Source organism: Streptosporangium sp. NPDC000509, from assembly GCF_042898365.1.
Classification (GTDB): domain Bacteria; phylum Actinomycetota; class Actinomycetes; order Streptosporangiales; family Streptosporangiaceae; genus Streptosporangium.
Genome location: NZ_JBIAYX010000012.1, coordinates 295,971 through 321,212, shown reverse-complemented (window position 1 = coordinate 321,212; position 25,242 = coordinate 295,971). Strand labels below are relative to the sequence as shown.

General features: G+C 71.6%; 17 protein-coding genes. 11 read left to right on the top strand and 6 right to left on the bottom strand.

What is annotated here, in order from left to right; genetic code table 11:
* Positions 1–204: 204 nt before the first annotated feature.
* The gene (locus ACFY3D_RS23600) at positions 205–783 is read right to left on the bottom strand and encodes a TetR family transcriptional regulator (RefSeq protein WP_389982506.1); all 579 of its coding nucleotides are present in this window, start codon (positions 781–783) and stop codon (positions 205–207) included.
* 94 nt (positions 784–877) lie between these two features.
* On the opposite strand from ACFY3D_RS23600, the gene ACFY3D_RS23595 reads away from it, so the two are divergent.
* A complete protein-coding gene (locus tag ACFY3D_RS23595; RefSeq protein WP_389982503.1) occupies positions 878–1,930 on the top strand; it encodes an NAD(P)-dependent alcohol dehydrogenase in 1,053 nt (350 codons plus the stop codon).
* 206 nt (positions 1,931–2,136) lie between these two features.
* Here the strand turns inward: ACFY3D_RS23595 and ACFY3D_RS23590 are convergent, their stop codons facing one another.
* From ACFY3D_RS23590 to ACFY3D_RS23580, 3 genes are all read right to left on the bottom strand, one after another.
* Positions 2,137–5,694, bottom strand: a complete 3,558-nt coding sequence (locus tag ACFY3D_RS23590; protein WP_389982500.1) for a condensation domain-containing protein — start codon at positions 5,692–5,694, stop codon at positions 2,137–2,139.
* Entirely contained in the window at positions 5,691–8,174 is a 2,484-nt protein-coding gene (locus ACFY3D_RS23585) for an amino acid adenylation domain-containing protein (RefSeq protein ID WP_389982497.1), read from the bottom strand. Before ACFY3D_RS23585 ends, ACFY3D_RS23590 begins: the two co-directional genes overlap by 4 nt.
* Before the next feature lie 68 nt (positions 8,175–8,242).
* Positions 8,243–8,455 (bottom strand): MbtH family NRPS accessory protein, encoded by a 213-nt coding sequence (locus tag ACFY3D_RS23580; protein WP_350950330.1) that lies wholly within the window; start codon positions 8,453–8,455, stop codon positions 8,243–8,245.
* Positions 8,456–8,573: 118 nt separating this feature from the next.
* Between ACFY3D_RS23580 and purF the strand changes: the two genes are divergently transcribed.
* Genes purF through ACFY3D_RS23560 form a run of 4 tightly spaced genes read left to right on the top strand, consistent with a single transcriptional unit; the run spans position 8,574 to position 13,150 of the window.
* Positions 8,574–10,124: an amidophosphoribosyltransferase gene (gene purF, locus ACFY3D_RS23575; RefSeq protein WP_389982494.1), complete on the top strand. Its 1,551-nt coding sequence runs from the start codon at positions 8,574–8,576 to the stop codon at positions 10,122–10,124.
* Between the two features lie 32 nt (positions 10,125–10,156).
* Positions 10,157–10,867, top strand: a complete 711-nt coding sequence (locus ACFY3D_RS23570; protein WP_389982491.1) for a class I SAM-dependent methyltransferase — start codon at positions 10,157–10,159, stop codon at positions 10,865–10,867.
* Positions 10,864–12,081: a DegT/DnrJ/EryC1/StrS family aminotransferase gene (locus ACFY3D_RS23565; RefSeq protein ID WP_389982488.1), complete on the top strand. Its 1,218-nt coding sequence runs from the start codon at positions 10,864–10,866 to the stop codon at positions 12,079–12,081. The genes ACFY3D_RS23570 and ACFY3D_RS23565 overlap by 4 nt, the downstream gene beginning before the upstream one ends.
* Before the next feature lie 52 nt (positions 12,082–12,133).
* Positions 12,134–13,150: a hypothetical protein gene (locus tag ACFY3D_RS23560; RefSeq protein ID WP_389982485.1), complete on the top strand. Its 1,017-nt coding sequence runs from the start codon at positions 12,134–12,136 to the stop codon at positions 13,148–13,150.
* Positions 13,151–13,298: 148 nt separating this feature from the next.
* On the opposite strand, the gene ACFY3D_RS23555 is transcribed toward ACFY3D_RS23560, so the two are convergent.
* Entirely contained in the window at positions 13,299–14,723 is a 1,425-nt protein-coding gene (locus ACFY3D_RS23555; protein ID WP_389982481.1) for a cation:proton antiporter, read from the bottom strand.
* A gap of 274 nt (positions 14,724–14,997) precedes the next feature.
* Here ACFY3D_RS23555 and ACFY3D_RS23550 point away from each other — a divergent pair, with 274 nt between their 5' ends.
* From ACFY3D_RS23550 to ACFY3D_RS23540, 3 genes are read left to right on the top strand one after another with little or no spacing between them, the layout of a single operon-like run.
* Positions 14,998–15,714 (top strand): LmbU family transcriptional regulator, encoded by a 717-nt coding sequence (locus ACFY3D_RS23550; RefSeq protein WP_389982478.1) that lies wholly within the window; start codon positions 14,998–15,000, stop codon positions 15,712–15,714.
* A 14-nt stretch (positions 15,715–15,728) separates the two neighbouring features.
* Positions 15,729–17,501 (top strand): non-ribosomal peptide synthetase, encoded by a 1,773-nt coding sequence (locus tag ACFY3D_RS23545; protein ID WP_389982475.1) that lies wholly within the window; start codon positions 15,729–15,731, stop codon positions 17,499–17,501.
* Positions 17,498–18,253, top strand: a complete 756-nt coding sequence (locus ACFY3D_RS23540) for a thioesterase II family protein (RefSeq protein WP_389982472.1) — start codon at positions 17,498–17,500, stop codon at positions 18,251–18,253. The genes ACFY3D_RS23545 and ACFY3D_RS23540 overlap by 4 nt, the downstream gene beginning before the upstream one ends.
* A gap of 19 nt (positions 18,254–18,272) precedes the next feature.
* Here ACFY3D_RS23540 and ACFY3D_RS23535 read toward each other — a convergent pair whose 3' ends face one another.
* Entirely contained in the window at positions 18,273–19,631 is a 1,359-nt protein-coding gene (locus ACFY3D_RS23535) for an MFS transporter (protein ID WP_362907319.1), read from the bottom strand.
* A 121-nt stretch (positions 19,632–19,752) separates the two neighbouring features.
* Here ACFY3D_RS23535 and ACFY3D_RS23530 point away from each other — a divergent pair, with 121 nt between their 5' ends.
* Genes ACFY3D_RS23530 through ACFY3D_RS23520 form a run of 3 tightly spaced genes read left to right on the top strand, consistent with a single transcriptional unit; the run spans position 19,753 to position 25,073 of the window.
* Positions 19,753–20,511, top strand: a complete 759-nt coding sequence (locus ACFY3D_RS23530) for an FkbM family methyltransferase (RefSeq protein WP_389982531.1) — start codon at positions 19,753–19,755, stop codon at positions 20,509–20,511.
* The gene (locus ACFY3D_RS23525) at positions 20,508–21,740 is read left to right on the top strand and encodes a cytochrome P450 (RefSeq protein ID WP_389982469.1); all 1,233 of its coding nucleotides are present in this window, start codon (positions 20,508–20,510) and stop codon (positions 21,738–21,740) included. Before ACFY3D_RS23530 ends, ACFY3D_RS23525 begins: the two co-directional genes overlap by 4 nt.
* Positions 21,741–21,752: 12 nt before the next feature.
* Positions 21,753–25,073 carry an amino acid adenylation domain-containing protein gene (locus tag ACFY3D_RS23520; protein ID WP_389982465.1) on the top strand — a complete coding sequence of 1,107 codons (3,321 nt, stop codon included), beginning with the start codon at positions 21,753–21,755 and terminating at the stop codon, positions 25,071–25,073.
* Positions 25,074–25,242: the final 169 nt, after the last annotated feature.

Below are 25,242 nucleotides of genomic sequence, written 5' to 3'. Positions count from 1 at the left end.
ATGGCGCTGCACGGCATCGGCGCGGCCCACAACCGCCCCGATTGGCGAGCCGAGGCCGACGGCGTCATCACCCTCCTGCTGGACGGGCTGCGCCGCCCGCTATGACAAGGTGCGACGCGAGGTCGCATGCCGCGAGCGAAGGATCCGGTCAGTGGTACGGCGGCGAAAATGCGGTCCGGGGCGGGCACCCGGGTCGCGGGCCGGTCAGGGAGTAACGGCGCGTGCGACGCAGTCGTGCAGCAAGGCACGGCGGCGGTCGTGGTCGGCGGCGGGCTCGTCGGCCGTGGCGGCGTAGAAGGCGCTGACCGGTGACCACGCGCACGCCATGGCGATGATCAGGCCCATCAGGTCGGCGGGGTCGCCATCGCGCACGCGCCCGGCCGCTTGGGCGGCGGTGATGGCGGCGATCTTCGGGCCGTCGGCGGGGCTGTCGGTCAGGCGGCCGGTCGGGCGCCGCTCCAGCCGCAGCCAGGTCATGAGGCGCACCAGTTCCGGATGGCGCAGGTTCTCGTCGTACATGCCGACGGCCCAGCCGGGCAGGTCGTCGGCGTTGAGGGGGACCGCGGTCATGAGCCGGCTGGACAGGTCGGCGATGACCGCGTCGAACAGGCCGTCCTTGCTGCCGAAGTAGCCGTAGAGCTGAGCCTTGTTCGTGCGCGCCGCCGCGGTGATGCGGTCGATCCGGGCTCCGGCGATGCCGTACTGCGCGAATTCCTCGGCGGCCGCGTCGAGGATGCGGCGGCTGGTCGCAGCGCCACGCGAGGTGGTGGGCAGTTCAGGCACGGGAGCACGATATCAGACAGACCAGTTGGTTTGCTTTCGCGACCAGAGTGGGTACGGTGAGGCAGACCGAATGGTTTGTTTTTTTGGAGGATTCATGCGCACCACCATCGGCTGGCAGAGCACCGGCGACGGTTCCACGAGGCTGGAACGGGTCGCGATCGAGCGCCGGGATCTACGCGACGACGACATCGCCGTGCGCATCGACTTCTGCGGTGTCTGCCACAGCGACCTGCACCGGATCACCGGCGCCCTGGGCGAGGGCGTCCTGGTGCCCGGTCACGAGTTCACCGGCACGGTCACCGCCGCCGGAGCCGCCGTCACCGGCTTCGCCCTCGGCGACCGGGTCGCGGTCGGCACCGTCGTCGACTCCTGCGAGGCCTGCGCGATGTGCCAGGCCGGGCAGGAGAACTACTGCTACGAGCGGCCCACCACCACCTACGGCGGGCTCGACCGCGTCGACGGCACCAAGACGCAGGGCGCCTACAGCCGCGAGTACGTGCTGCGCGAGACGTTCGCCTACCGGCTGCCCGACACATTGGACGCGGCCGGCGCCGCACCGCTGATGTGCGCCGGGATCACCATGTGGGAACCGCTACGCGCGGCCGGGATCGGGCCGGGCAGCCGGGTCGCCGTGGCCGGCCTCGGCGGCCTGGGGCACCTGGGCGTGAAACTGGCCGCCGCGCTCGGCGCCGAGGTCACCGTCCTCAGCCGAACTCCGGGAAAAGCCGACGACGCCCGCAAACTCGGCGCCGCCGACGTACTGGTGACCACCGACGACGCGCGGCTCGCGGCGGCGCGCGGACGGTTCGACCTCATCCTCGATACCATCCCCGCCCCGCACGACCTGTCCCCGCTGCTGCGCATGGCGGTCATGGACGGCACGGTAGCCGTGCTCGGCTACCCGCTCCCCACCACCGTGTCGGTCATGGACCTGATCCAGGGCCGTAAGAAGCTCACGGCTTCCGGCACCGGCGGCCGCCGCCACACCGCCGAACTGCTGGGCTTCTGCGCCGAGCACCAGATCACCGCCGATGTCGAGGTGCTCCCCTCCACCCTCAACCAGGAAGCGCTCACCCGGCTCGGCCAGGGCGACATCCGCTACCGCTTCGTGTTGGACCTGTCCGACCTCGACCAGCCCGCATCCTGACCACCCCCGACGCAACGGGCCGGTGGGTCACGACGGGCTCCCGTCATCACCGGCCGGTGCGTCGCCGCTCAAAGCCCGTGACGCTCTCGCGGAGGACGGAGGACGGAGGACGTCGGGATTGGCGGGTTTCCCGACAACCCAACGGTGGGAAACCCGCCCCGATGAGGCGACCTCCGCGAAGGAAGGTCGCCTCACCAAGGGGTCGGTCAGCCGAGCAGCTCCGAGAGCCTGGTGTCCGGCTCCGCCACGGCGCGGGTGAGCAGCGCCGCCACCCGCGACAGGCGCTCCTCGACCTCCTTGCGGTCCCACAGCTCGACGGCGTACTCCAGGTCGAGCACCACCTGCTCCCCCGCCATCCCGGCGTACATCTCCAGCTCGTAGCGGTTCGCCCTGGTGTGCACGTAGTCGAACCCCACCTCACACCCGGCCAGCTCGGGGATCGCCGGTCCGTCGCCGGCCCAGTCGGACGTCACCTGGAACAGTGGCATCCTGCGTGGGTCGGGGTGGATCTTCAAGGCCCGCACCACCTCGTTGAACGGGGTGCTCTGGTGGGCGTACGCCTCCAGCACGGTCCTGCGCACCCGCCCGGCCAGCTCGGTGAAGGTGGGGTCGCCGCCGCAGTCGACGCGCAGCGCCACCATGTTGACGAAGCAGCCGACCACGCCCTCCAGGCCGGGCAGCGGCCGGTTGTCGGCGGTGGTGCCGATCATCACGTCGTCCTGACCGCTCCACTGGGCGAGCATCGCCGCGAACGCGGCCGTGACCAGCATGTAGGGGGTGGCCCTGTTCTGCCTGGCCAGTGCGAGCAGCCGCCGTGACTCCGCGTGCGGGAGGCGGTGGGCGATCATCTCGGTGTCGCGGCTCTCGCGTCGCCCGCCGCGGGTCCTGGGCAGGACCAGTTCCGGTGCCTCGCGCAGCCGCTCACGCCAGAAGCGTTCCGAGGCCGCGGCCTCGGGGCCGCCGAGCCAGGCCTGTTCCCAGGCGACGTAGTCGGCGAAGCGCAGGTGCGGAGCGGCGGGGGTGGCGTCCCGCTCGGAGTACAGGCGGCCCAGCTCGCCCACGAGCAGCCCGATGGACACGCCGTCGGTGACCAGGTGGTGCTGGACGAGCGCGAGGACGTGGTCGTTCTCGCCGAGCCGGTAGAGGGTGGCCCTCACCAGGGGCGCGGCCGACAGGTCGAAGCCGCGGTCGGCGTCGCTCGCGGTGCGGCGGGCCGCCTCCGGCGCGCGTTCCTGCTCCGGCAGGCCGGTGAGGTCCTCGACGGGCACCTCGACGCGTACGCCGGGGTCGAAGCGCAGCACCGGCACGTCGCCGACGAGCGCCACACGGGCGCGCAGGTTCTCGTGTCGCGCGACCAGCGCGTCGAACGCGCCGCGCAGGGCGTCCACGTCGAGCGGGCCGCGCACCCGGTAGGTGACGGCGGCGATGAAGTCGCGGGCGTCGCCGCCCGCGAGCTGCTCGTTGATCCAGATCTGCAGCTGCGCGGTGGACAGCGCGCTGGTGTCGGGCTCCTCGCCGTCCCGCTCGATCTCCCCGGTCTTCCCCGCGGGGGTCGTACGGCTCGCGCGGCCCGCGTCGCCGAGGGTGTGCTCCAGTGTGGGATGCCTCGCCGCCATGTAGTCGGCGAGGTCGGCGGGGGTGCAGTTCTCGAAGAGGGCCATGAGCGGTACGCGCACGGCGAGCACGGAGGCGATCTCGCGCACCAGGCGGGCCGCGAGCATGGAGTGGCCGCCCAGGGCGAAGAAGTCGTCGTCGGGCTCCACCTCGTCGAGGTTCATGACGCGTGCCCAGATGACGCAGAGCGCGGCCTCCAGGGCGGGCAGCTCGGTCCGCTCCGCGCGCTCGCCGGCGTCGGGCAGGCTGCCGGTCTCGACGCGGCCGTCCTCGGCGCGCGGGATGTGGTCCACCGGCACGACGACGGCGGGCACCATGTACTGCGGCAGCCGCTCGACGAGGGTGGCGCGCAGCTCATCGGTCGGCGGCTCGGCGACGGCGTAGGCGATCAGTTCGCGGCCCGCGCCGCTCTCGACCGCCACGACGGCGGCGTCGCGTACGGCGGGGTGCGCGCGCAGTGCCTCCTCGACGTCCTCCAGTTGCACCTGGAAGGGGCCGATGCCGACCAGGCGGTCCTCGCGCCCGCGTTCGACCACGCGTCCGTCGGGCCTGCGGATGGCGAGGCGCCCGCTGGGACCTGCCACGCCCTCACCGCCTGAGCGGTGGACCAGCCGGCCGACGGCCCCGGCGGGCAGCACGTTGCCGTCGTGGTCGAGCACGGTCACGTCGCCCTGGGTGAGGGTGACGAGCTCCTCCGGGCCGATCATCGGGATGTCGGCCAGGGTCCGGGTGGGGTCGTCGGCGACGGCCCGCAGCACCCGGTCGTAGTGGCGCATCACCCGGGCGATCGTGGCCTCGTCGAAGAGGGCGTCGTCGTACTCGACGAAGAGGTCGACCCGGTCGCCCCGGCGTACCGCCTCGACCGCGACGTCGAAGCGGGACCGGCCGCGTGTCACCTCGACCTCGGCCGCGGGCACACCGCCGATGGAACGCTCGGCCGCCCCGGCGTCCCACATGGTGAAGACGACCTGCACGAGCGGAGTGTGCCCGGCGTCTCGCTCGGGCTGCAGGAACTCCACGAGTTTTTCGAAGGGCATGTACTGGTGGTCGAAGGCGTCGAAGGCGGCCTCGCTGACCGCGTCGGCCAGGTCGGTGAAGGGCATCTCGCCCGCCGGGCGCAGCCGTACGGGCACGATGTTGGCGAAGAAGCCGAGCGTGCCGTCGAACTCGCGCCCGGGACGGCCGGGGGCGCCGGTGCCGAGCACCATGTCGCCGCGTCCCGTGTAGCGGTAGACGGTGGTGGTGAAGGCGGCGAGCAGCACGGTGAAGACGGTGCCGCCGACGCGTTCGGCGACCTCGCCGAGCGGGCCCGTGAGGGCGGGGTCGAGCGGGAAGCGCTCGCGCCTGCCCGCGCCGGCACGGCGGCGCGGCCGGGGCCGGTCGGCGGGCAGTTCGAGCACGGCGGGCGCTCCGTCGAGTTCCCGCCGCCAGTGGTCGACGTCGGCGGCGAGGCGGCCCCCGCTGAACTGTTCGCGCTGCCAGCGGGCGAAGTCGCCGTACTGGGCGGGCGGCTCGTCCGGTGACTTCTCCCCTGTCCTGTCCGATGACTCGCCGGGTGGCCCGTTCCGCGAGCCGTTCCGCGACTCGCCGGGTGGCTCGTCACGTGGCCCGCTCAGCGATTCACCGGGCGGGTCATCGCGTGATCCGCCATGCGGTCCGCTCCGGGGCCCGCAGGGGAGTTCTCCCCGGTAGGCGGCGTCCAGCTCGTCGAGCAGCAGGTTCATCGAGAACCCGTCGCTGATGATGTGGTGGACCCCGAGCACCAGCGCCTGCCGATCCGCGCCGAGCGTGACGAGCGAGGCGCGCAGCAGCGGTCCCGAGGCGAGGTCGTAGGGGGCCTCGGCGACCTCGCGGGCGTATTCCATGAGCGCCTGCTCACCGCCGACGGTCGCCTCGCGCAGCACGGGACCCCGCTCCCAGACCGCCTGCACCGGTTCCGCGCCCTGGTAGACGAAGGTGGTGCGCAGCACGTCGTGCCGCGCGACCACCTGCTCCAGTGCCCGCCCGAGCCTGGCGGCCTCCAGCGTGCCGTCCAGGACGAGCACCTTCAGCTCGTTGTACGAGCCGTTGCCCGGATCGTCCTGTTCGACGAACCAGAGCTGCTCCTGAAGGTAGGACAGCGGGGCGGTGCGGACGGGCAGACCGGTCACGACGGCCCCTCCGTCTTTCTCGCGATCACCCAGAGGAAGCGTGACTCCCCGAGCGGTGTCCGTTGTGCCACGACCTCGTCGCGTTCGGGGGCCAGGCCCGCCTCGCGCAGCAGGCGCAGGTTCTCCTCGGTGGGGAAGCCGGAGAAGAACATGGTCGAGCCGAACCACTCCTCCACCGCGCCGGGGATGTCCTCGGTCATGAGCGTGGCCAGCAGCAGACCGCCCGGCTTGAGCCAGCGGGCGATGCCCTTCAGCAGGGCGGGAAGCTCCTCCCTCGGCAGGTGGGTGAGGGTGTAGATGGACACCACCGCGTCGAAGGAGGCGTCGGGGAACTCCGCCTGGGCCATGTCGGCCTGGACGAGCGTCGCGCCGGGCAGGGTCTTCGCGGCGAGCCTGAGCTGCTCGGCGGAGATGTCCACGGCGGTGAGGTCGTGTGCCTCGGCCAGGCGGCGCGACGACTCGTGGCCGCCGCCGACGCCCAGCTCCAGCACGGCCGCGTCCTCGTCGGGCAGCATGCCGAGCAGGTGGCCGGTCCAGGTCATGCGGGGGCCGTCGGAGAACTCCGACTGGAAGGCGGCGTAGCGGTCGGCGATGTCGTCCCAGCCCTCGCGGACGATGTCCTTGATGTCGGAGCGGACCTCGGAGTCGACGGCGTCGGCGACCCCGGCGATGGTGGGCCGGTCGAAGAACTCGACGACCGGCACCTCGATGCCGAAGGTCGTGCGTACCTTGCCGAGGAGCTGGATGACCTGGATGCTGGTGCCGCCCAGCTCGAAGAAGTGGTCGTGCGGGCCGAGGGAGTCGACGCCGAGCAGCGGTTTCACGATCTCCTCGGCCACCCTGCGCCGGGTCGGCGTCCACTCGGCGTCCTCGGTGTCCTCGGCGTCCCTGGCGTGCTTGGTGTCGCCGCCGGTCTCCACGGCGGCCGCGCGCCGCCCCCTCGCCTCGGCCAGGGCGTCGCGGTCGACCTTGCCGGCCGGGGTGAGCGGGATCTCGGGCACGTGGACGAACTCGTTGGGCACCAGCGGGGCCGTCAGCCACCTGGCCGCGGTCTCACGCAACTCGGTGACGCCGGGGGGTTCGGGGGCGGTGGAGACGACGTAGGCGATCAGGCGGGCGTCGCCGTCGTCGCGCGCCTCGGCCTCGACCACGGCGTGCGCGATGTCGGGGTGCCTGCACAGGGTCGCCTCGATCTCCTCCAGCTCGACGCGGACGCCGCGGACCTTGACCTGGCGGTCGGCCCGCCCGGCGAAGACCAGCTCGCCCTCCGGGGTCCAGCGCACCAGGTCGCCGGTGCGGTAGAGCCTCTCGCCGGGCGTGGTGGCGAACGGGTCGGGGACGAAGGAGGCCGCGCTCGTGCCGGGGCGGCCCAGGTAGCCGCGTCCGAGGCCGGGGCCTCCCACGTACAGCTCGCCGACCGTGCCGATCGGGACGGGACGCATCGACTCGTCCAGCGCGTAGGCCCGGTGGTTGGGCATGGCGCGTCCGATGGGCGGCGAGGCGTCCCAGTGTCCCTCGCACTCCTGGGTGATGACGCCGACGGTGGTCTCGGTGGGGCCGTAGCTGTTGACGAACCTGCGTCCGGCCGCCCAGCGGGTGGTGAACTCACCCGAGTAGCTCTCGCCTCCGACGGCGACGACCCGCAGGTCGGGGAAGTCGCCGGGCTCCAGCAGTCTCAGCACCCCGGGGGTGCCCATGTAGACGGAGATGCGGCGCTCGCGCAACAGGTCGCGAAGGCGCGTCGAGGAGGTGCGGGTCTCGGTGGAGGCGACGTGCAGGGCCGCGCCCGACAGCAGCGCTCCGAAGGCGTCGAAGGTGGAGACGTCGAAGGCGATCGAGGAGAACTGCACGAAGCGGTCCTGAGGAGAGAGCCCGTACAGGTGCTGGGCGCCCCTGACGAACGCGGTGACCGCGCGGTGCTCGATGAGGACGCCCTTGGGGGCCCCCGTGCTGCCCGAGGTGTACATGACGTAGGCGAGGTTGGCCGGGTGCAGCCGAACCTCGGGGTCGCTCTCGTCGTTGCCGGGGTGGTCGTCGACGTTGACCACGCACCACGGGCCGGGCGGCACCTCGGCCTCGGTGGTGGAGTCGGCCAGCACCACGGCGGTGCCGGCGTCGCGCAGGATCGCCTCGACCCGTTCCGGCGGGTTGCCCTCGTCGATCGGCACGTACGCGCCACCGGCGGCCAGTGTCCCGAACATGGACACGACCATGCCGGCCGAGCGGCGCTGGTAGACGGCGCAGCGGTCCTCGGGGCGCAGGCCGAGGGCGAGCAGGTGTCCGGCGAGGCGGTTGGCGGCGCGGCGTACCTCGTCGTAGGTGAGGGTCGTGCCCTCCTCGTCCGTCAGCGCCGTGGCGTCGGGCGACCTGGCGACCTGGGTGGCGAACCGTTCGATGACGGTCGCCGGCTCGTCGGCCAGCTCGGTGCGGTTCCATTCCTCGACGACCAGGCGCGCGTCGTGCTCCTGGATCGTGTCCATCGGCTCCTCCTTAGGGGGACCGTCCTCGGGGGACCGTTCGTCGGCGGGCTCCTCGGCGGGCGCGCGGGTCAGGGGCGCTCGCCGTCCATCCAGCGGCGCAGGCTCAGGGGACGCATGTCCGTCCAGACCTCCTCGATGTGGGCCAGGCACTCCTCACGGGTGCCGTTGTGGCCGACGCTGCGCCAGCCCTCGGGAATGTCACGGTCGGCCCACCATATGGAGTACTGCTCCTCGTGATTGCGCACCACCGTGTACTCGGCCGTATCCACTGACTCTGCCATTCGACTCTCCTTTGCCTCATTCGCCATTCGACACGACGTTGCAATCAAACAATGCCATGGTCAAGCAGAAGCGATTTAACGTACTTTCCGTGAAATGTTAGGGTTTTGAAGGGGAGCTATGTGTGGAATAGCCGGCGTATCTGTTCTCGATGGGACCGCCGGGCGGCCGGCCTTCGACGGGCTCGTCACCCTGCAGCACCGTGGCCAGGAGTCGTGGGGCATCGCGGTGGCCGGGCCGGGGGGCGTGGAGGTCCGGCGGTCGCTGGGGTTCGCCTCGCGCTCGGACTGCGGTGACTCCGCCCGCGACGACTGGCCCGCCGGGAGGCTCGCGGTCGCCCACACCCGTTACTCCACCACGGGCGCCACGCTGCTGGAGAACTCCCAGCCCTTCGTGCACGAGGCGCGGCGCATCGCGCTGGCGCACAACGGTGATCTCACCAACGCCGCCGAACTGCGCGCCCGGCTCGGCCGCGAGGGCTACGCGTTCCGCTCGACCAGCGACTCCGAGGTCATCCTCGCCCTTCTCGCCGGCGCCCTGAACGGCCTGAACGGGCCAGACGGTTCGGACGGCCCGCACGGCGCGGCCGCTCAGGATCGTCTGAACGACCTGAACGGCCTGAACGCCGTTGATGGCCCGGCCTCTCAGGACAGTGATCATCTCGACTCCGACCCGATCGTGGCAGCGGTCGCGCGGGCCATGCGGGTGCTGCGCGGCGCGTACTCGGTGGTGTGCGCCGTCGGCGACCGGCTCGTGGCCTTCAGGGACCCGCACGGCATCCGTCCCCTGGTCGCCGGGTTCGCCGAGGGCAGGGCGGTCGTCGCCTCGGAGACCTGCACGCTCGACGCGCTCGGCTGCTCCGGGCAGCGGGAGGTGGAGCCGGGCGAGCTGCTCGTCCTGCGCGACGGCCGGCCGATCGGGACGTACCGCGTGGCGGCCCCCGCCCCGCGCGGCTTCTGCGTGTTCGAGCACCTCTATCTGACCAGGCAGGACTCCAGGATCGGCGGCGCCAGGACCGGCGCGACGCGGATGGCGTTCGGTGAACGGCTGGCGCTGGAGTCCCCGGCGGACGCCGACCTGGTCGTGGCCGTCCCCGCCTCCGGTGTGCCCGCCGCCAGGGGGTACGCGCGAGCGGCCGGACTCCCGCTGGCCGGGGCGCTGGTCCGCGACGAGCAGGTGGGCAGGACGTTCATCGAGCCCGACAAGCGGCGGCGCGAGCGCAAGCTGCGGCGCAAGTTCTCCATCGGCTCGCCGGTGGACGGGGCCAGAGTCGTGGTGGTCGACGACTCGATCGTGCGCGGGTCCACCATGCGGCGCATCGTCACACTGCTGCGCGAGTCGGGGGCGAGCGAGGTGCACGTGCGGATCGCCGCTCCGGCGCTGATCGCGCCCTGCCACTACGGGGTGGACATCGTCGACACCGGCGAGCTGGTCGCGACCGGCCGCGAGACCGGGGAGGTGTGCCGGATCATCGGCGCGACGAGCCTGGCGTACCTGTCGGTGGCGGGCATGCGTCACACGGTCGGCAGCGCGGCGGGCGAGGGATTGTGCGAGGGCTGCATCACCGGCGAGTACCCCACCCCGGTGAGTCCGGGACGCGACAAGTTGAAGCTCGTACCCGCACAGGCCCCACGGCACGCGACGCCTCCGGCGGCCGTCCACCCCCGTTGACGGTGATCAAGGCCGCGCCTAGCCTCCGCCAGATGGGACCTAACACACAGCACACACGGCCCACCGGCTACGACGACGACGGTGGATGCGACGCCCGGTACACCAGGACCGCCTGCCTGTGGGGACGCAGGCCTGACCAGATCTCCGACGCCCTGGCAGACGCGCTCTCCCTGCCGGCGGCCCCCGAGGAGATCGGCCCGCCCGCCTCGCCACCCGGCGCGGGCGCGCCCGCCGTCCTCGACGTGGGGTGCGGTGAGGGACGCAACGCGGTGCGGCTCGCCCAGCGGGGCGCGCGGGTGCTCGCGATGGACGTGTCGGCCGCCGCGCTGGAGAACGGCGCGCGGGCGTGGGGTGACGCCGGGGGGATCGAGTGGCGGCGGGGCGACGCGCGCACCGCCGATCTGGAGCCCGCCGCGTTCGACGGGGTGCTGGCGTGCAGCGTCCTGCACTGGCTGGAGGACGAGGAACAGGTCGCCGACGTCGTCGCCGGACTCCAGGCCGCGACCAGGCCAGGAGGGGTGAACGCCCTGCTGATGTTCAACCGCGGCCACGCCTACGTACCTCCCGCCGGCGAGATGCGCATGCCGGTCCTGCTGCCCCACGACTGGTATCTCGCCAGGTACGCCGGGTGGACCGTGCTGAGCGCCACCGACACCGACTCCACGCACACGCACAAGGGCCACGAGGAACCGCACACCCACGCGGTGACCAGGCTCGTGGTCCGCAAGGGGGCGGTCGCGTGAGCCCGCCGCACCCGCTCGAATGGCCGGTCTACGACGACGGCGTGGCGGCGAGGGTCGCCGAACTGGTGTCACTGGGGCGCACGTTCGACTACGACTACGGCCCCGAACTGGCCGAGCTGGAGCGGTCGTTCGCCGAGCGGCACGGCCGCGCCCACGCCCTCGCGCTCACCTCCGGTACCGCGGGACTGCTCGCCGCCTACTTCGCGCTGGGCATCGGCCCCGGCGACGAGGTGATCGTCCCGGACCTCACGTTCTTCAGCACCGCCTCACCGCTGTTCCTGCTGGGCGCGGTACCGGTGCTCTGCGACGCGGGCGGCGCCGACGGGAACGTGGCCGCGGCGGACGTGGAGGCGCTGGTCACGCCCCGTACGGTCGCGATCGTCGTCACCCACCTGTGGGGCCACAGCTGTGACATGGACGCCCTGCGCGCGGTGGCCGACCGGCGCGGGCTCGCGCTGGTCGAGGACTGCTCGCACGCCCACGGCTCCACCTTCCGCTCCCGGCCCGTGGGCTCCATGGGCGACATCTCGATCTTCAGCGTGGGCGGCAGGAAGCTGATCTCGGGGGGCATGGGCGGCATGCTCCTCACCGACTCCGAGGACGTCTTCGCCCGCGCCTGCCTGCTGACCAACTTCCGGCACCGCACCGACCTCACCATCGACGCCGCCCGCTACCAGCCGTTCCTGCTCACCGGGCTCGGCGGCAACTTCCGCATCTCCACGCCGGGGGCCGTGCTCGCCCAGAGCCACCTCGACCGCCTGGACGAGCTGGTGGAACGCAGGGGGGGCAACATGTCCGCCCTGTCCGCGGGGCTCGGCGCGCTGCCGGGCGTGCGCCCCTCCCCCGTCGCCGAGGGCGTCACGATGGGGGCGTGGTACGACGGGGTCGTCGAGGTGACGCCGGAGTGCCCGTTCAGCCGGGACGAGCTGGTGAGTGCCGGTCAGGAGCGCGGCCTGAAGGTGCGCGCCCCGGCCACCCGGCCGCTGCACGTCTTCCCGCTCTTCCAGGGCACCGCGCCCGACTGGTCACCGGCGGTCGCCGCCGCCGTGCGGGCCGCCGCGGCGGTGAACGACCGGCCGTTCCCGCGTTCCACGGAATTGTTCGCCAGGTGGATGAAATTGCCGGTGAACTTTCTTTGGGAACCGAACTCACCGCTGGTCGGCGCGTATCTCGAGGCGTTCGACGACGCATTCTCGATGGCGCGTACCGCGTAACGTCATTCCTGTTTCCAGCGTCGATTCCGGAGTAATCCACATGAGCCGACAAATGTCTCCCGTCATCCATGCCGTCGCCCCCGCCAGCCTGGAGAGCTGGTTCGGTCACTTCGTCGACCTCGGCCCGCGGGACCGGGTCGTCTTCACCGGCGAGGACCACCGCGTCGATGTGGCCCCGCTGCTCGACGCGATCGGCGAGACGCCACGGGCGACGGTGGTCTTCCACTCCAGCCACACGACACTCGGCCGCGACCAGCTGCTCGCCTTCCGGCTCCGCGAGCTCGGCCACGGGGCCGAGTGCCAGTCACGGCTGTGCGCCTCGCTGGGCAGCGACAAGATCCTGATGAAGGAGTTCTTCGACCGCTACCGCCTGGTCTCCCCGCCGTGGGCGCGGGCCGGTGAGCCGCTGCCCGAGACGGGCCCCGACACCCCCGTGGTCATCAAGGACCGGCACGGCACGCAGAGTGTCGGCACCCGGCTGGCCCGGGCGGACGAGTGCCGCCTCGCCCCCAACGAGCTGGGCGAGTTGTATGTCGACGGGATCGAGTACTCGGTGCTGGTCTACCGCGACGAGCACGGCACGGCGACGTTCCCGCCGGTGTGGAAGGGGGCGACCTCGCCCGACCTGGTCCCGCCGTGGCGGCGGCTGCGGCTGTGTCCCGGCCCGACGCTCGGCGGCACCTGGGAACGCAAGCTGCGGGCCGTCGGCAAGCGGCTCGCCGACCTGGCCGAGGCGCACGGCTACCTGGAGGTGGAGTTCCTGCTGACCAGGACCGGGGAGGTGCACCTGCTGGAGATCAACCCCCGGGTGTCGGGCACCATGCGGCTGGCCGCGATGGCGACCCGGCTGCCGATCTTCTCCCTGCACGCCCGGCCCGAGCTGCGTGACCACCTGTACGCCGCCCGCTTCAGCGGCGAGATCCCCTACAGCGGTGACCCGATCACCGACGCCGACGGCGAGGTGTTCGCCACCTCCCGGCTCACCGTCGCCGGGGAGAGCCCGCAGGAGGTCCGCGCCAAGCTGCGCGAGCTGGGCACGGAGCCCCGGGTGCTGCCCCGCGCCTCCTGACCCCGCTCCCCCACCTCCCCGCCCCTCCTCTCGCCTTCCCGCCTCCCCTGTTCTTCACCGGCCCCCTGCTCTCTCCTCGCCGGCTTCCCGCTCTCCCCCTCCCCGATTCCCCGATTCCGGCCTCCCGTTCTCGGCCCCCGATCTCGGTTCAGGCGGATCGGGGCACCGTTCCCGCCGCCTCGGGCTCCCCTCGGCTCCCGTCCGACGCCTTCCCGTCGCGCCGCGCGTCCCACCGGTCGAGCAGCCCGAGCAGGGGCGCCGTCGCGGCCGTGGAGACCAGCGCGACGATCACCAGCATCGTGAACAGCGCCTGGGTGATGATGCCGAGGCCGAGGCCGATGCTCAGGATCACCAGCTCGGTCACCCCCCGGCAGTTCATCAGCACCCCGAGCCGCACTGCCTCTCTCCCCGGCACACCCATCGGCCTGGCGATGACCATCACGCCGCCGACCTTGCCCACCACGGCGACGGCGAGGATCAGCAGGCACCATCCCCACATGGCCAGGTCCTGGCTGAGCAGCCCGATCTGGGTGTTGAGCCCGACGAAGGCGAAGAAGGGCGGCAGCAGGAAGGAGGTGGTGAAGTCCTGGGTGCGCTCGCGGACCCGTCGCAGCCGTACGTCGCCGTCGCGCGGGAACAGGACGCCGAACAGGAAGGCTCCGAAGATCAGGTGGATGCCGATAAGCTCGGTCAGCAGTCCTGAGACGAGCAGGCCCACGATGACGACGGGCAGGGTCGCCTCCTGGGAGAGCCCCCGGCGCAGCAGCCGGGTCAGCAGTGGCCGTACCACCCCGACCATGAAGGCGGCGAAGGCGACGGTGAGACCGAGCGTGCGCAGCGCCTCGGCGGGCGAGGAGCCTTTCGCCATGGTGACCGCCACGGCCAGCAGCAGCCACGCGGTGACGTCGGCGATGGCGGCGCAGGTGACGGTGAGCGCTCCGGTCGGGGTGTGGAAGAGCCCGCGTTCCAGCAGGATCCTCGCCAGTACGGGAAACGCGGTGACACTCAGCGCGGCTCCGACGAACAGCGCGAAGACCGGGAAGTCGACGGAGGCGGTCGCCAGCGGCGGGTAGATCAGCAGGGCGAGCGCGACCCCGAGTGCGAACGGGATCGCCACGCTCGCCTGGCCGCAGAGCGCCGCGACCCGGCCCCGGCCGCGCAGCAGGTCGCCGCGCAACTCCAGCCCGACCAGGAACATGAAGAAGGCCAGCCCGAACTGGGCCAGCAGGTTCAGATACGGCATCACGGCGCTGGGGAACAGCGCGCGGTAGGCCTCGGGCCACACGGCGCCGAGCAGGGAGGGGCCGAGCACGATGCCCGCGGCCATCTCCCCGATCACCCGGGGCTGGCCCAGCCCGCGGAAGACGGCCCCGCCGAAGTGGGCCAGCGCGACGACCACCGTGATGGACAGCAGCAGCAGAGGGGTGGCCGGCACCTCCTGCTCCCGCCCCGGCTCCACCGAGGGCACCGGGACGGGACCGGTGGCCGTCCCCGGGTCGAGTCCCAGCATCAGCAGCGCCAGCACGGAGGGCAGCACGATCGCGAGACCGTACGCGACCAGAGAATGACGCAAAGTGCGCGTATTCGCGGACCGAAACCTTGGATACGGCATGATCGATTCCATTTCCGAGAGGTTGAATTCTGAACCGGCGCGTATATCACAGAGCAAAAAAAATCGCCAAGCTGATTGGAGACTCAGCTGGTCAACGGCGTGTTTTCGCATTTCCGTTGTACCTCAGGAGGGCCGTCTCGAAATTACTCATGATCGGAAGTGCGCTTTCCGGAACGACGGGTAAGGGACAGACCTGACTCACTCCAAGTGCACAGAAATCCGGAGGAACAGTCGCATGCAGGTGCTCTCCCCCAACCGAGAGGCGAACCGCCAAGTCCCCCCATCCTGTGATGAGAGGCCTCCCGTCCCGGCACCGCGCCGCAGTGCCCCACAGGGCTCCAAGCTGGCCCTGGACGCGTCCGCCAAGCCCCGGAGGACCGGGCTTCAGCTCCCGTCGAGCCTCCCCTTCGACACCTGGCGGCGGATCGGTCACCAGATCTCCCTCATCGCCGACTCCTCCGCCTGGTGGCTCGGCGACTGGCTGGTCTACGGCGAAACCGAATACACCGACCGTTACAAGAGAGCGGTCGAGGAGAGCTCCCTGGATATCCAGACCCTGCGCAATTACGCCTGGGTCGCGCGGCGATTCCCGGTATCCCGCCGGCGAGACAAGCTCAGCCTTCAGCACCACGCGGAAGTGGCCGCGCTTCCCGAGCACGAGCAGATGCTCTGGCTGGATCGCGCCGAACGCTTCAACTGGTCGAGAAACCGTCTCCGCAGCCAGATCAAGGCCCACCGCACCGCGGCCCTTTCCGCGTCGGAGCGGGCCGCGCGGGCCGCCAAGGAGAAGGCCGTCATCCATATCGACGTACCGGTCGACCAGGAGCAGTCGTGGCGTGACGCGGCCCGCCGGATGAACCGCAGCGTGGAGGAGTGGGCGAGGCTCATCCTCAACCAGGTCGCCACCGGCGAGATCCCCGCACGCGAGCTCCGCGACGCCAAGGCCGGGTGAGGAACGGAGGACAGGTGGACGCCGTCCACACGCTGTTCGAGAAGAAGGCGTCCGAGGCACCGAACAGGACGGCCCTGGTCTCCGGGGCCGTCCTGTTCACGTATCGAGACCTCGACGCCCGTGCCAACGGCCTCGCCCGCTCGCTCCTGCGACGCGGCGTCGGCCCCGAGACCCTCGTCCCCCTGCGGCTTGACCGCTCACCCGACCTGCTCGTCGCGCTGCTCGCCGTCTGCAAGGCGGGCGGCGCGGCGGTGCTGCTCGACCCCGGCTGGCCCGAGGACCGTGTCGCTGCGGTCCTCGACGGCTGCCCCGTGGTGATCGACGGTCCTCTCGACGCCGAACCCTCCGGCGAGAGTCCCGGCGTCCCCGTGCACGAGGACCAGCTCGCGTACGCGGTGCACACCTCCGGGTCGACGGGGCGACCCAAGCTCGTCGGGGTGACCCACCGGGCGATCGCCCACCGGGTCGCCACCCACGCCGAGGCGTACCGCATCACCCCCGCCGACCGCTCCAGCTGGCTGGCTCCCCCGGCCTCGTCGGTCTCGGTGGTGGAGTTGTGGCCGTACCTGTGCTCCGGCGCGAGCGTGCACGTCGCCGACGCGGCGACCGCGGGCTCACCACCGGAACTGCGCGACTGGATGGTCGCCTCGGGCATCACCCGCGCGTACGTGAACATGCCGCTCGCCGAGTTGCTGTACGGCCTGCCGTGGCCCGAGCGGACGGCGCTGCGGCTCATGACGGTCGGCAGCGACGCGGTGCGCGTGTGGCCCTCACCCGACCTGCCGTTCGAGGTCGCGGTGGAGTACGGCTCCGCCGAGGCCAACGGCGTGACGAGCTGCCTGGTCCCGCTGGAGGACCGCCTCACCTCGGCCACCGCCGACGAGGCCGCCAGGCGCGCCCGGCCCCCCATCGGGCGCGCCTGGCCCGATGTCGGCGTGCCCGTCCTCACCTCGGGCCTGACTCCGGTCGCGGCCGGCGAGGTGGGGGAGCTGTTCGTCTCCGGTCCCGAGCTCGCCCGGGGCTACCTGGGCGAGCCCGCCCGCACCGCGGAACGCTTCCTGCCCGATCCCTCGGGCGGAGGAGGCCGTGTCTACCGGACCGGTGACCTCGTGCTGGAGCGGCCGGACGGGCGGCTCCAGCACCGCGGCCGCGTCGACCAGCAGGTCAAGATCCGTGGCCATCGGGTGGAGCCCGCGGAGGTGGAGGCCGTACTGCTCGAACACCCCGCGGTGCGCGAGTGCGTCGTGACGGGCGTACCCGGTCCCGAGGGCGACCTGAGACTGTGCGCCTACGTCGTCCGGGACGGCGCCGCGGACGGCACCGTGCGCGAAACCTGGGCCGGGGAGCTGCGTGCCTTCACCTCGGCGCGTCTGCCCGCACCGATGGTGCCGGTCGCCTGGACCGCGATGGAGCGGCTGCCGCTGAACTCCGGCAACAAGGTGGACCGGCGCACGCTGCCCGCGCCCTCCTGGGGCGATCCCCGCGGAACCGATCACCCGGGAGCCGACGCCCCGAGGGAAGCCGCTCCCCCCGGAGACGGCGGGCACGAGAAAGAGACCGACCCCGTGACGGCGGGGGTGCTGGAGCTGTGGGAGCAGGCACTCGGGGCGCGCGGCGCGCTGGGCGACCACTTCATCCGCTCGGGCGGCGACTCCCTTTCGGCCACCCGTCTCGTCGACCGGATCGGGACGCGCTACGGCGTGCGGATCCGGCTGCGCGACTTCCTGCGGGCGCCGACCCCCGAGACCCTCATCCGGAACATCAAGGCGGAAGGAAAGGCGAGATGACCGAGAGGAAGCGGAGGAGGAACCGCCCCACGTGGCTGTTGCGCACCCCCGACCCCGAGGCGAGGGCGAGGCTGTGGTGCCTGCCGTACCCGGGGGCGGGGGCGTCGATGTATCACGGCTGGCCCGCCGAGGTGGACGGGATCGAGCTGTGCCCCGTCCAGCTGCCCGGCAGGGAGAACCGGCTGCGCGAGCCGTTGTTCGAGAGCTACGCGGCCGTCGCCGCCGAGATGCTGGAGGGCCTGGAGCCCTACCTGGACCGGCCGTTCGGCTTCATCAGCCACTGCGGCACGGTCTTCATCGGCTACGAGGCGACGTTGCTGCTCATGGAGCGCGGCGGCCCGCTGCCCGGCCACCTGTTCGCCTCCTCGATGGTCCCGCCGCACCGGGCGTCGTGGCCGAGCATCCTCAAGCTCGACGAGGAGCAGGTGGGCGCGCTGGTGTCGGACCTCATGCGGGCGCGTGGCGCCGAGCCGATGCCCGAGCTGGTGGAGATGGCCGCGGACGTCATGCGCGCCGACGTGGCCGCATACGGCCGCTTCGACAAGACCGACCCGGTGGAGCTGCCGTGCCCGATCACCGCGATCGGCTGGTCGGGCGACACACAGATCCCCCCGGAGCAGATGGCCGGCTGGGAGTCCTACGGCGAGGCCCGCTACACGGTGCTGGACGGCGGGCACTGGAGCTACCTCCAGGCGCCCGCCGCCCTGCTGGACGAGATCTCGCGGAGCATGTCCGCGCGTGTCCCCGGCTGAACGAGTCGAACCGTTGACCTCAGACGCCCTTGCCGTCCTCGCGCCCGCCGGGTCCTTCGGCCTCGGCGGGCTCCTCGTCGTCCCGCAGGAACTCGGCGTCCTCAAGCCTGCGCAGGTGCGGCACCGGGGAGCGGAACAGCAGGATGATCCAGGGCAGCAGGAACGCGGCCCCGGCGTAGATGGCGGGCTTGATGCCGATCAGCTCGCCCAGCACGCCGGCCAGCATCGCGGACAGCGGCAGGATGCCGAGGTAGACCGCGCGGCTCGCGCCGATGACCCGGCCCCGCAGGTGGTTGGGGATCACGTACTGGAAGAGCGTGAGCTGGCCGATGTTCCCGGCCACCACGCCGAACACGGTGACGAACCAGATCACCGAGAACAGGGTGATCTGCAGCCACTGCGGACCGGCCACGAACGGCGTGAAGCACAGCACCCGGAACGCGATCAGGGCGGCCATGATGCCTCGGCCGTAGCCGAGCTTCTCGAACAGCTTGCTCGCGAAGACGGCACCGACGACGCCGCCGATGCTGCCCATCGCGTAGATGAAGCCGATCCAGGTGCCCGACAGCTGCAGTTCCCTCGCCGCGTACAGCAGGAACAGGGTCAGGATCATCATCGACCCGAAGTTCGCCCCGGCGGAGTTGATGATGAGCGGCCGGGCGTAGTCGTTGCGGTAGGTGACCTTCAGGCCGTGCTTGATGTCGTGGAGCATCGCCGCGACGGCGCCGCGCCCGCCGCTGTCCTTGCGCTCGACGGGCGGCTCGACGTGACGGATGCGCGACAGGGCGAAGGCGGAGATGAGGAAGGCGATCGCGTCGCCCAGCATCACGTACGCGGGCCGGAACAGGTCGATGAGCACGCCGCCCGCGCTGGATCCCGCGATGGCGCCCACCGACTCGGTCGCGGCCATCCGGCTGTTGCCCGCGACCAGGTGCTCCTCGCTCAGCAGGGTCGGCATGTAGGCGGCGTAGGCGATCCCGAAGACCACCGACAGGCCGCCGACCACGACCGCGACCACGTAGAGCACCCACATGTCGAGGAAGCCGACGAAGGCCGCGATCGGGATCAGCATCACGATGCCCGCCCGCCCGAGGTTGGAGGCGACCATCAGCGGCCTACGGCGGTAGCGGTCGATGAGCACGCCGGCGACCAGCGTCAGCAGGAGCGCGGCGATCGTACGCATCGTGTTGAGCAGGCCGACCTCGAAGGAGGTGGCCTGCAGCATGAGGATCGCGGTCAGCGGGAGTGCCAGGGTGGTCAACTCGGAGCCGAGGACCGAGACCGACTGGCCGGCCCAGAGCCGGTTGAAGTCGGGGTTTCGCCAGAGAGAGGGCGGCTTTTCCTCCGGTGCCCTGACTTCTGTTCCCTGAGTGTCCATGAGATCGTTCCGTCCTTGTCGGGTTTCACCTCTGGTTGACTGTAATAAGGTTTTTGTTAAGGGTGATGATATGCGAAATCACCGGAGAGGCACACTGGAAAACAATCAGCGAGTGCGCCAGATGACACTCCCCGACGGTCATGTGGTATTCCAGCTCAATCCCGCCGAGACCAGCCTGCAGTATCGCAGTATCGTGGGCGACAGAAGCTACTTCAGGCATGACGTTCGCCTTGAGCCCGGAATGACGGTGTTCGACGTGGGAGCCAACATCGGAATCGCCGCGCTGGCGTTTCATTGGGAATGTCCGGGCACCCGGATTCTCGCGTTCGAGCCCGCCAGGCCGCTTTACGACGCGTTGTGCGCGAATCTGTCCGCCCACGGCCTGAACGCCAAGGCGTTCGACTGCGCGCTCTCCCGCGCCCCGGGGACGGCGGTCATCACCGTCTACCCGGAGACCACCGCGATGTCGGGGATGTACACCGACGTCGACCACGACGCCGAGGTGACCAGGACATTCCTCGCCAACAGCGGTTTCGCCCCCGAGGACGTGACCGACATGGCCGAGGGCAGGCACGTCACGGAGAAGCAGGAGTGCCAGGTGCGGACGATCTCCGAGGTGATGGCCACCGAGGGCGTGGACCGCATAGGACTGTTGAAAATCAACGTCGAGAAAGCCGAATGCGATGTCCTGGACGGAATCGCTCCCGGTGACTGGGAGGCGGTCGACCAAATCGTCATGCAGGTCCACGACATCGACGGCAGACTCGCGTCCGTACGCGACGATCTCACCGGCCGTGGATTCCAGGTCGACATCGGCCAGGATCCCCTGCTGAAGGACACGGACATCTTCGACGTGTACGCACGGAGGAATTCCCTATGACAGTGGACACGACCGTGAATCTGAAAAATCTGGATCTGGCGGATCCGGACATCTACACGGCCCCCGACTCCGGCCTCGGCGTCCTGCATTACCTGCAGGAGCACCGGCCGATGTTCTGGAACGCCAGGTCGGACGGGCCGAGTTTCTGGGCTTTCACCAAATACGCGGACGGCGTCGCCGTCTATCTCGACAAGACGAATTTCACCTCCGAGCGGGGCATGCAGGTGGGGCAGACCGAGTCCGCCGCCCGCGCCGCCGCCGGCAAGATGCTCATCGTCACCGACGGCCGCCACAGCCAGCTGCGCGACGTGATGAACCCCGCGCTCACCCCCCGGGTGGTACGCCGCCTGGAGGGCGCGATGCGCGAGACGGTGGGCGGGATGCTCGAGGAGAACGCCCGGAAGGACTCCTTCGACTTCGTCGACACGGTGGCGGGCAGGCTGCCGCTCTCGGTCATCTGCGAGCTGCTGGGCGTGCCCCGCGCCGACTGGGACCTGATGATCCAGTGGACGCGCACCGCGTTCGGCTCCGCCGCCTCCGACGACGTCATCTCCGACGCCGAGAAGGCCGAGGCCAACGCCAACATCTTCGCCTACTACGCCGACCTGCTGGCCGAACGGCGCGACGACCTCGGCGACGACGTGATCAGCGTGCTGATCCGCGGCCGGATCGACGGGACCCCCCTCACCGACGAGGAGATCCTGCTCAACATCAACGGCCTCATCACCGGAGGCAACGAGACGACCAGGCACGCCTCGGCGGGGGCCGTCATCGCTCTGGTGGAGAACCCCGACGAGTGGCGACGGCTGCGCGAGGACCCCTCGCTCATCCCGACCGCCGTGGAGGAGGTGCTGCGCTGGACCGCCCCCAGCCTCAACGTCATGCGCACCGCGCTGCGCGACACGAAGATCGGAGATCAGACCATCCGGGCCGGTGAGCGGGTCAGCGTGTGGCACCCGGCCGTCAACCGCGACGAGGACGCCTTCCCCGACGCGCGCCGCTTCGACGTCGGGCGCACCCCCAACAGGCACCTCACGTTCGGCCTCGGCAAGCACCTGTGCATCGGCGCGGCGCTCGCCAGGTTCGAACTGCGCGTGCTGCTGGAGGAACTGACCCGCCGGGTGGCCCGCATGGAGCTCACCGGGCCGGTGAAACGACTGCGCTCGAACCTCATGTGGGGCGTCGACCGCGTCCCCGTCCACCTCGAACTCGACCACGCCGGGCACTGATTGGAGCACCCCATGCCGGACAGTAAGACTTCGCTGTCGCCGATCCAGGAGAGCGGGTGGAGGTCCTACCGGGCCAAACCCGCAGGTGACCACACCGACCAGGTCACGCTCGCGGCGCGGTTGCGCGGCCCCGTGGACGAGAAGGCCCTCATCGCCGCGCTGGAACACGTGCTGGAGGCGCGCGAGGACCTGCGGCCGGCGTTGCCCGGCGACTCCGGGGCCGAGCCCCGGCGCGTCACCGTCCCTTCGCCGGTGGAACTGGGCAGGCACGACGCGAGCCGCCGCGAGGAGGCGCTCGCCCGGCTCGTCTCCGAGCAGGCCAACCGGGGCCTCGACCTGGAGAACGGTCCGCCGGTGCGGATCGCCCTGGCGCGGATGGCCGACGACGACCACGCGCTCGTCGTGACGGCGCACCGGCTCGTGGCCGACGAGCGCGTCCTGGCGGGCCTCGCGCGGGAGATCTCCCTGGCGTACGAGGACGCCTCGGGCGTCACGCTCCGCGCCTCCTCCAACGGCTCCGCCGACCACGTTTCCCCCAACGGCTCCTCGAACGGCTCCCCCGCCGGCCACGCCTCCGCGGGTGGGCAGGTCCCCGGCGAGCGCCACTCCCCCGCCGCCCCGTTCACCGCCGCCGCGTCCCCCGCCGACCCGGCCGCCCCGGCCGACGGCCACGCCTCCGTCGACGGCACCGGCGCGGAGGCCGCGGACCTCGCCTACTGGCGTGAGCGGCTCGACGGCATGCCCCCCGCCTTGGACCTGCCCTCCGACAGGAGCCGTCCCGCCGTACCCGGTTTCACCGGTGCCCAGGTGACCTTCACCGTCCCACCGGAGACGGCCGCGCTGGTCGAGACCATGGCCCGCGAGACCGACACGGAAAGGGCCACCCGGGCCGCGCGGGCGATGACGCTGTCCCGCTGGTCGGGGCAGGCGGAGACCGTCCCGCCCGGCGAGACCGACACCCGGGCCGTCACGCTGGCCGCGTGGGCGGTCGCGCTGTGCCGCTGGTCGGGCCAGGACGAGGTCGTGGTCGGCGTACCCGTGCCCGCCGCAGAGCGCGCCCCGGCGTTCCCGATCCGGATCGGCTGCGAGGGCGACCCCTCGTTCACCGCCGTCGTCGCCCAGGTGCGCGACGCACTGGACGAGGCGGCCGCGCACGGCTCCTACCCCGCGCACCGGCTGGCCGAGGAGCTGGAGCTGGACGCCTCCAGTGGCGTGCAGCCGTTCTACCAGGCGGAGTTCGACCAGGCAGCCCCCGCCTGGGGCGCGCTGCGGCTGCCGGGCGTCCAGGTCTCGCCCCTGGTGGCGGGCCGTTTCCCGCTCGCCTCGGACCTCGCGCTCGTCCTGGAGCCCGGCTCGCTCGACGGGGAGATGCGCTACGGGCTCGACCTGTTCGACGCGCCGGGCGCCAGGACCAGGGCCGAGCAGTACGTCACCCTGCTGTCCGACGCCGTGCGCGACCCCGCGCGGCCCATCTCGTCGCTCTCACTGCTGGACGCCGAGCAACTGCGGCTGGTGGTCGAGGAGTGGAACCGCACCGAGACGCCCTTCGACGAGGAGGCCGGCATCGGCGCCCTGTTCGAGGCGCGCGCCGCCGCCGCCCCCGACGCGCTCGCGGTGCTCGCCGGTGAGCGGCGGCTGACCTACCGGGAGCTGGACGAGCGCGCCAACCGGGTCGCCCACCGGCTGATCCGCGACGGGGTGCGGCCGGGCCACATCGTCGGCTCGATGACCGGCCGCTCGGCCGAGGCGCTCGTCGCCTTCCTCGGCATCGTCAAGTCCGGTGGGGTCTACCTGCCGCTGGATCCGGCGCTGCCGCCCGACCGGCTGGGCTACATCCTCGACGACAGCGGGGCACGGCTCGTCCTCACCGGCGCCGAGTACGCGGGCCGGGTGCGCGACGACCGGGTGCGCACGATCGAACTGGACGCCGAGTGGCGCGCGATCGAGGCGGAGGAGCCGGGCACGAGCCCCGGCCTGACGCCCGCGCCCGACGCCCCCGCCTACCTCATCTACACCTCGGGCTCGACCGGGCGGCCCAAGGGCGTGGAGGTGCCGCACCGCGGCGTCGGCAACCTCGCCTCGGCCCTGTCCCGGGAGTTCTCCCTGACATCCGACGACCGGGTGGCACTGTTCGCCTCGCTCAGCTTCGACGCCTCGATCTGGGAGATCACGATGGCGCTGCTGAACGGGTCGGCACTGTGCGTGCTGGACCCGTCGGCCATGACCCCGCAGGAGACGGCGAAGGCCATCTGCGAGCAGGGGGTGACCGCGGCCACGTTCCCGCCGACCTTCCTCAGCACGCTCAAGGGCGACGAGCTGGACACGGTGCGGCTCATGGTCGTCGCGGGCGAGCACTGCCCGACCGGGCTGGTGCGGACCTGGGCTCCCGGCCGTGTCTTCGTCAACGCCTACGGGCCGACGGAGACGACCGTGTGCGCCACGATGGGGACCTGCGACCCCGCCGCCGCGTACGCGCCACCGATCGGCCGGCCGCTCGCCAACTTCCGGGCCTACGTGATGGACCGCTGGCTCAACCCGCTCCCCGCGGGCGTGCCCGGGGAGCTGTACGTCGGCGGCACCGGCCTGGCGCACGGCTACCGGGGCAAGCCCGGCCTGACCGCGCAGTCGTTCATGCCCGACCCGTACGGCCCTCCCGGCGCCCGGCTCTACCGGACCGGCGACCTGGCCCGCTACCTGCCCGACGGCCGGCTGCAGTACGTGGGCCGGGTGGACCACCAGGTGAAGATCCGCGGTTTCCGGGTGGAGCCCGCCGAGATCGAGGCCGCGATCACCCGCTATCCGGGGGTACGCGAGGCCGTGGTCAGCGTGCGCGACGACAGGCTCGTCGCCTACGTCGTGCTCGACGACGCCTCCAGGATCATCGCCGACCGCAGCGGTCTCACCGGCGAGCTGCACCGGTTCCTGCAGGGCTCGCTGCCCGCGTACATGCTGCCCTCCTCGTACGTGACGCTGGACGCGATGCCGCTCACCTCCTCGGGCAAGGTGGACCGCCAGGCGCTGCCCGAGCCCGGCGGCGACGGCGGTGACGGCGGTGACGACGACTTCGACGCGCCGCAGACCGCGACGGAGCAGACGATCGCCGAGATCTGGGCCGAGGTGCTGAAGCTCAGGCGGATCGCCCGCGAGGACGACTTCCTGGAGATCGGCGGTCACTCCCTGGTGGCCGCGCAGGTGATCACCCAGGTGCGGGAGAGGTTCGCGGTGAACGTGCCGATCCGGGTGCTGTTCGAGAACCCGGTGCTCGCCGACTTCGCCGAGGCGGTGGACGGCGCTCTCGCCAAGGCCGAAGCCAAGGCGGAGGCGAAGGTCTGAGCCGTGGGGCCCGGGCTTCGCGCCCGGGCCTCGGGCGGCGGGACATCCCGCCCGGCGGGATGCCCGGCCCCCTGACCCGCGCATGACGAGGGCCCCCGGGGGGCAGACACACCGGGCCCCGGCAAGGGCGGGCGGGGGGCGTGGTGTCCCCCGGCCCCCCCCCCCAACG

Excerpts from the sequence above, each read along its gene's own strand:
- ACFY3D_RS23560 (WP_389982485.1), top strand. The coding sequence starts at position 12,134 with ATGTCTCCCGTCATCCATGCCGTCGCCCCCGCCAGCCTGGAGAGCTGG.
- ACFY3D_RS23585 (WP_389982497.1), bottom strand. The coding sequence starts at position 8,174 with ATGGACACGATCCAGGAGCACGACGCGCGCCTGGTCGTCGAGGAATGG.
- ACFY3D_RS23540 (WP_389982472.1), top strand. The coding sequence starts at position 17,498 with ATGACCGAGAGGAAGCGGAGGAGGAACCGCCCCACGTGGCTGTTGCGC.
- ACFY3D_RS23535 (WP_362907319.1), bottom strand. The coding sequence starts at position 19,631 with ATGGACACTCAGGGAACAGAAGTCAGGGCACCGGAGGAAAAGCCGCCC.
- ACFY3D_RS23570 (WP_389982491.1), top strand. The coding sequence starts at position 10,157 with ATGGGACCTAACACACAGCACACACGGCCCACCGGCTACGACGACGAC.
- ACFY3D_RS23580 (WP_350950330.1), bottom strand. The coding sequence starts at position 8,455 with ATGGCAGAGTCAGTGGATACGGCCGAGTACACGGTGGTGCGCAATCAC.
- ACFY3D_RS23530 (WP_389982531.1), top strand. The coding sequence starts at position 19,753 with ATGACACTCCCCGACGGTCATGTGGTATTCCAGCTCAATCCCGCCGAG.
- ACFY3D_RS23595 (WP_389982503.1), top strand. The coding sequence starts at position 878 with ATGCGCACCACCATCGGCTGGCAGAGCACCGGCGACGGTTCCACGAGG.
- ACFY3D_RS23550 (WP_389982478.1), top strand. The coding sequence starts at position 14,998 with ATGCAGGTGCTCTCCCCCAACCGAGAGGCGAACCGCCAAGTCCCCCCA.
- ACFY3D_RS23520 (WP_389982465.1), top strand. The coding sequence starts at position 21,753 with ATGCCGGACAGTAAGACTTCGCTGTCGCCGATCCAGGAGAGCGGGTGG.
- purF (WP_389982494.1), top strand. The coding sequence starts at position 8,574 with ATGTGTGGAATAGCCGGCGTATCTGTTCTCGATGGGACCGCCGGGCGG.
- ACFY3D_RS23525 (WP_389982469.1), top strand. The coding sequence starts at position 20,508 with ATGACAGTGGACACGACCGTGAATCTGAAAAATCTGGATCTGGCGGAT.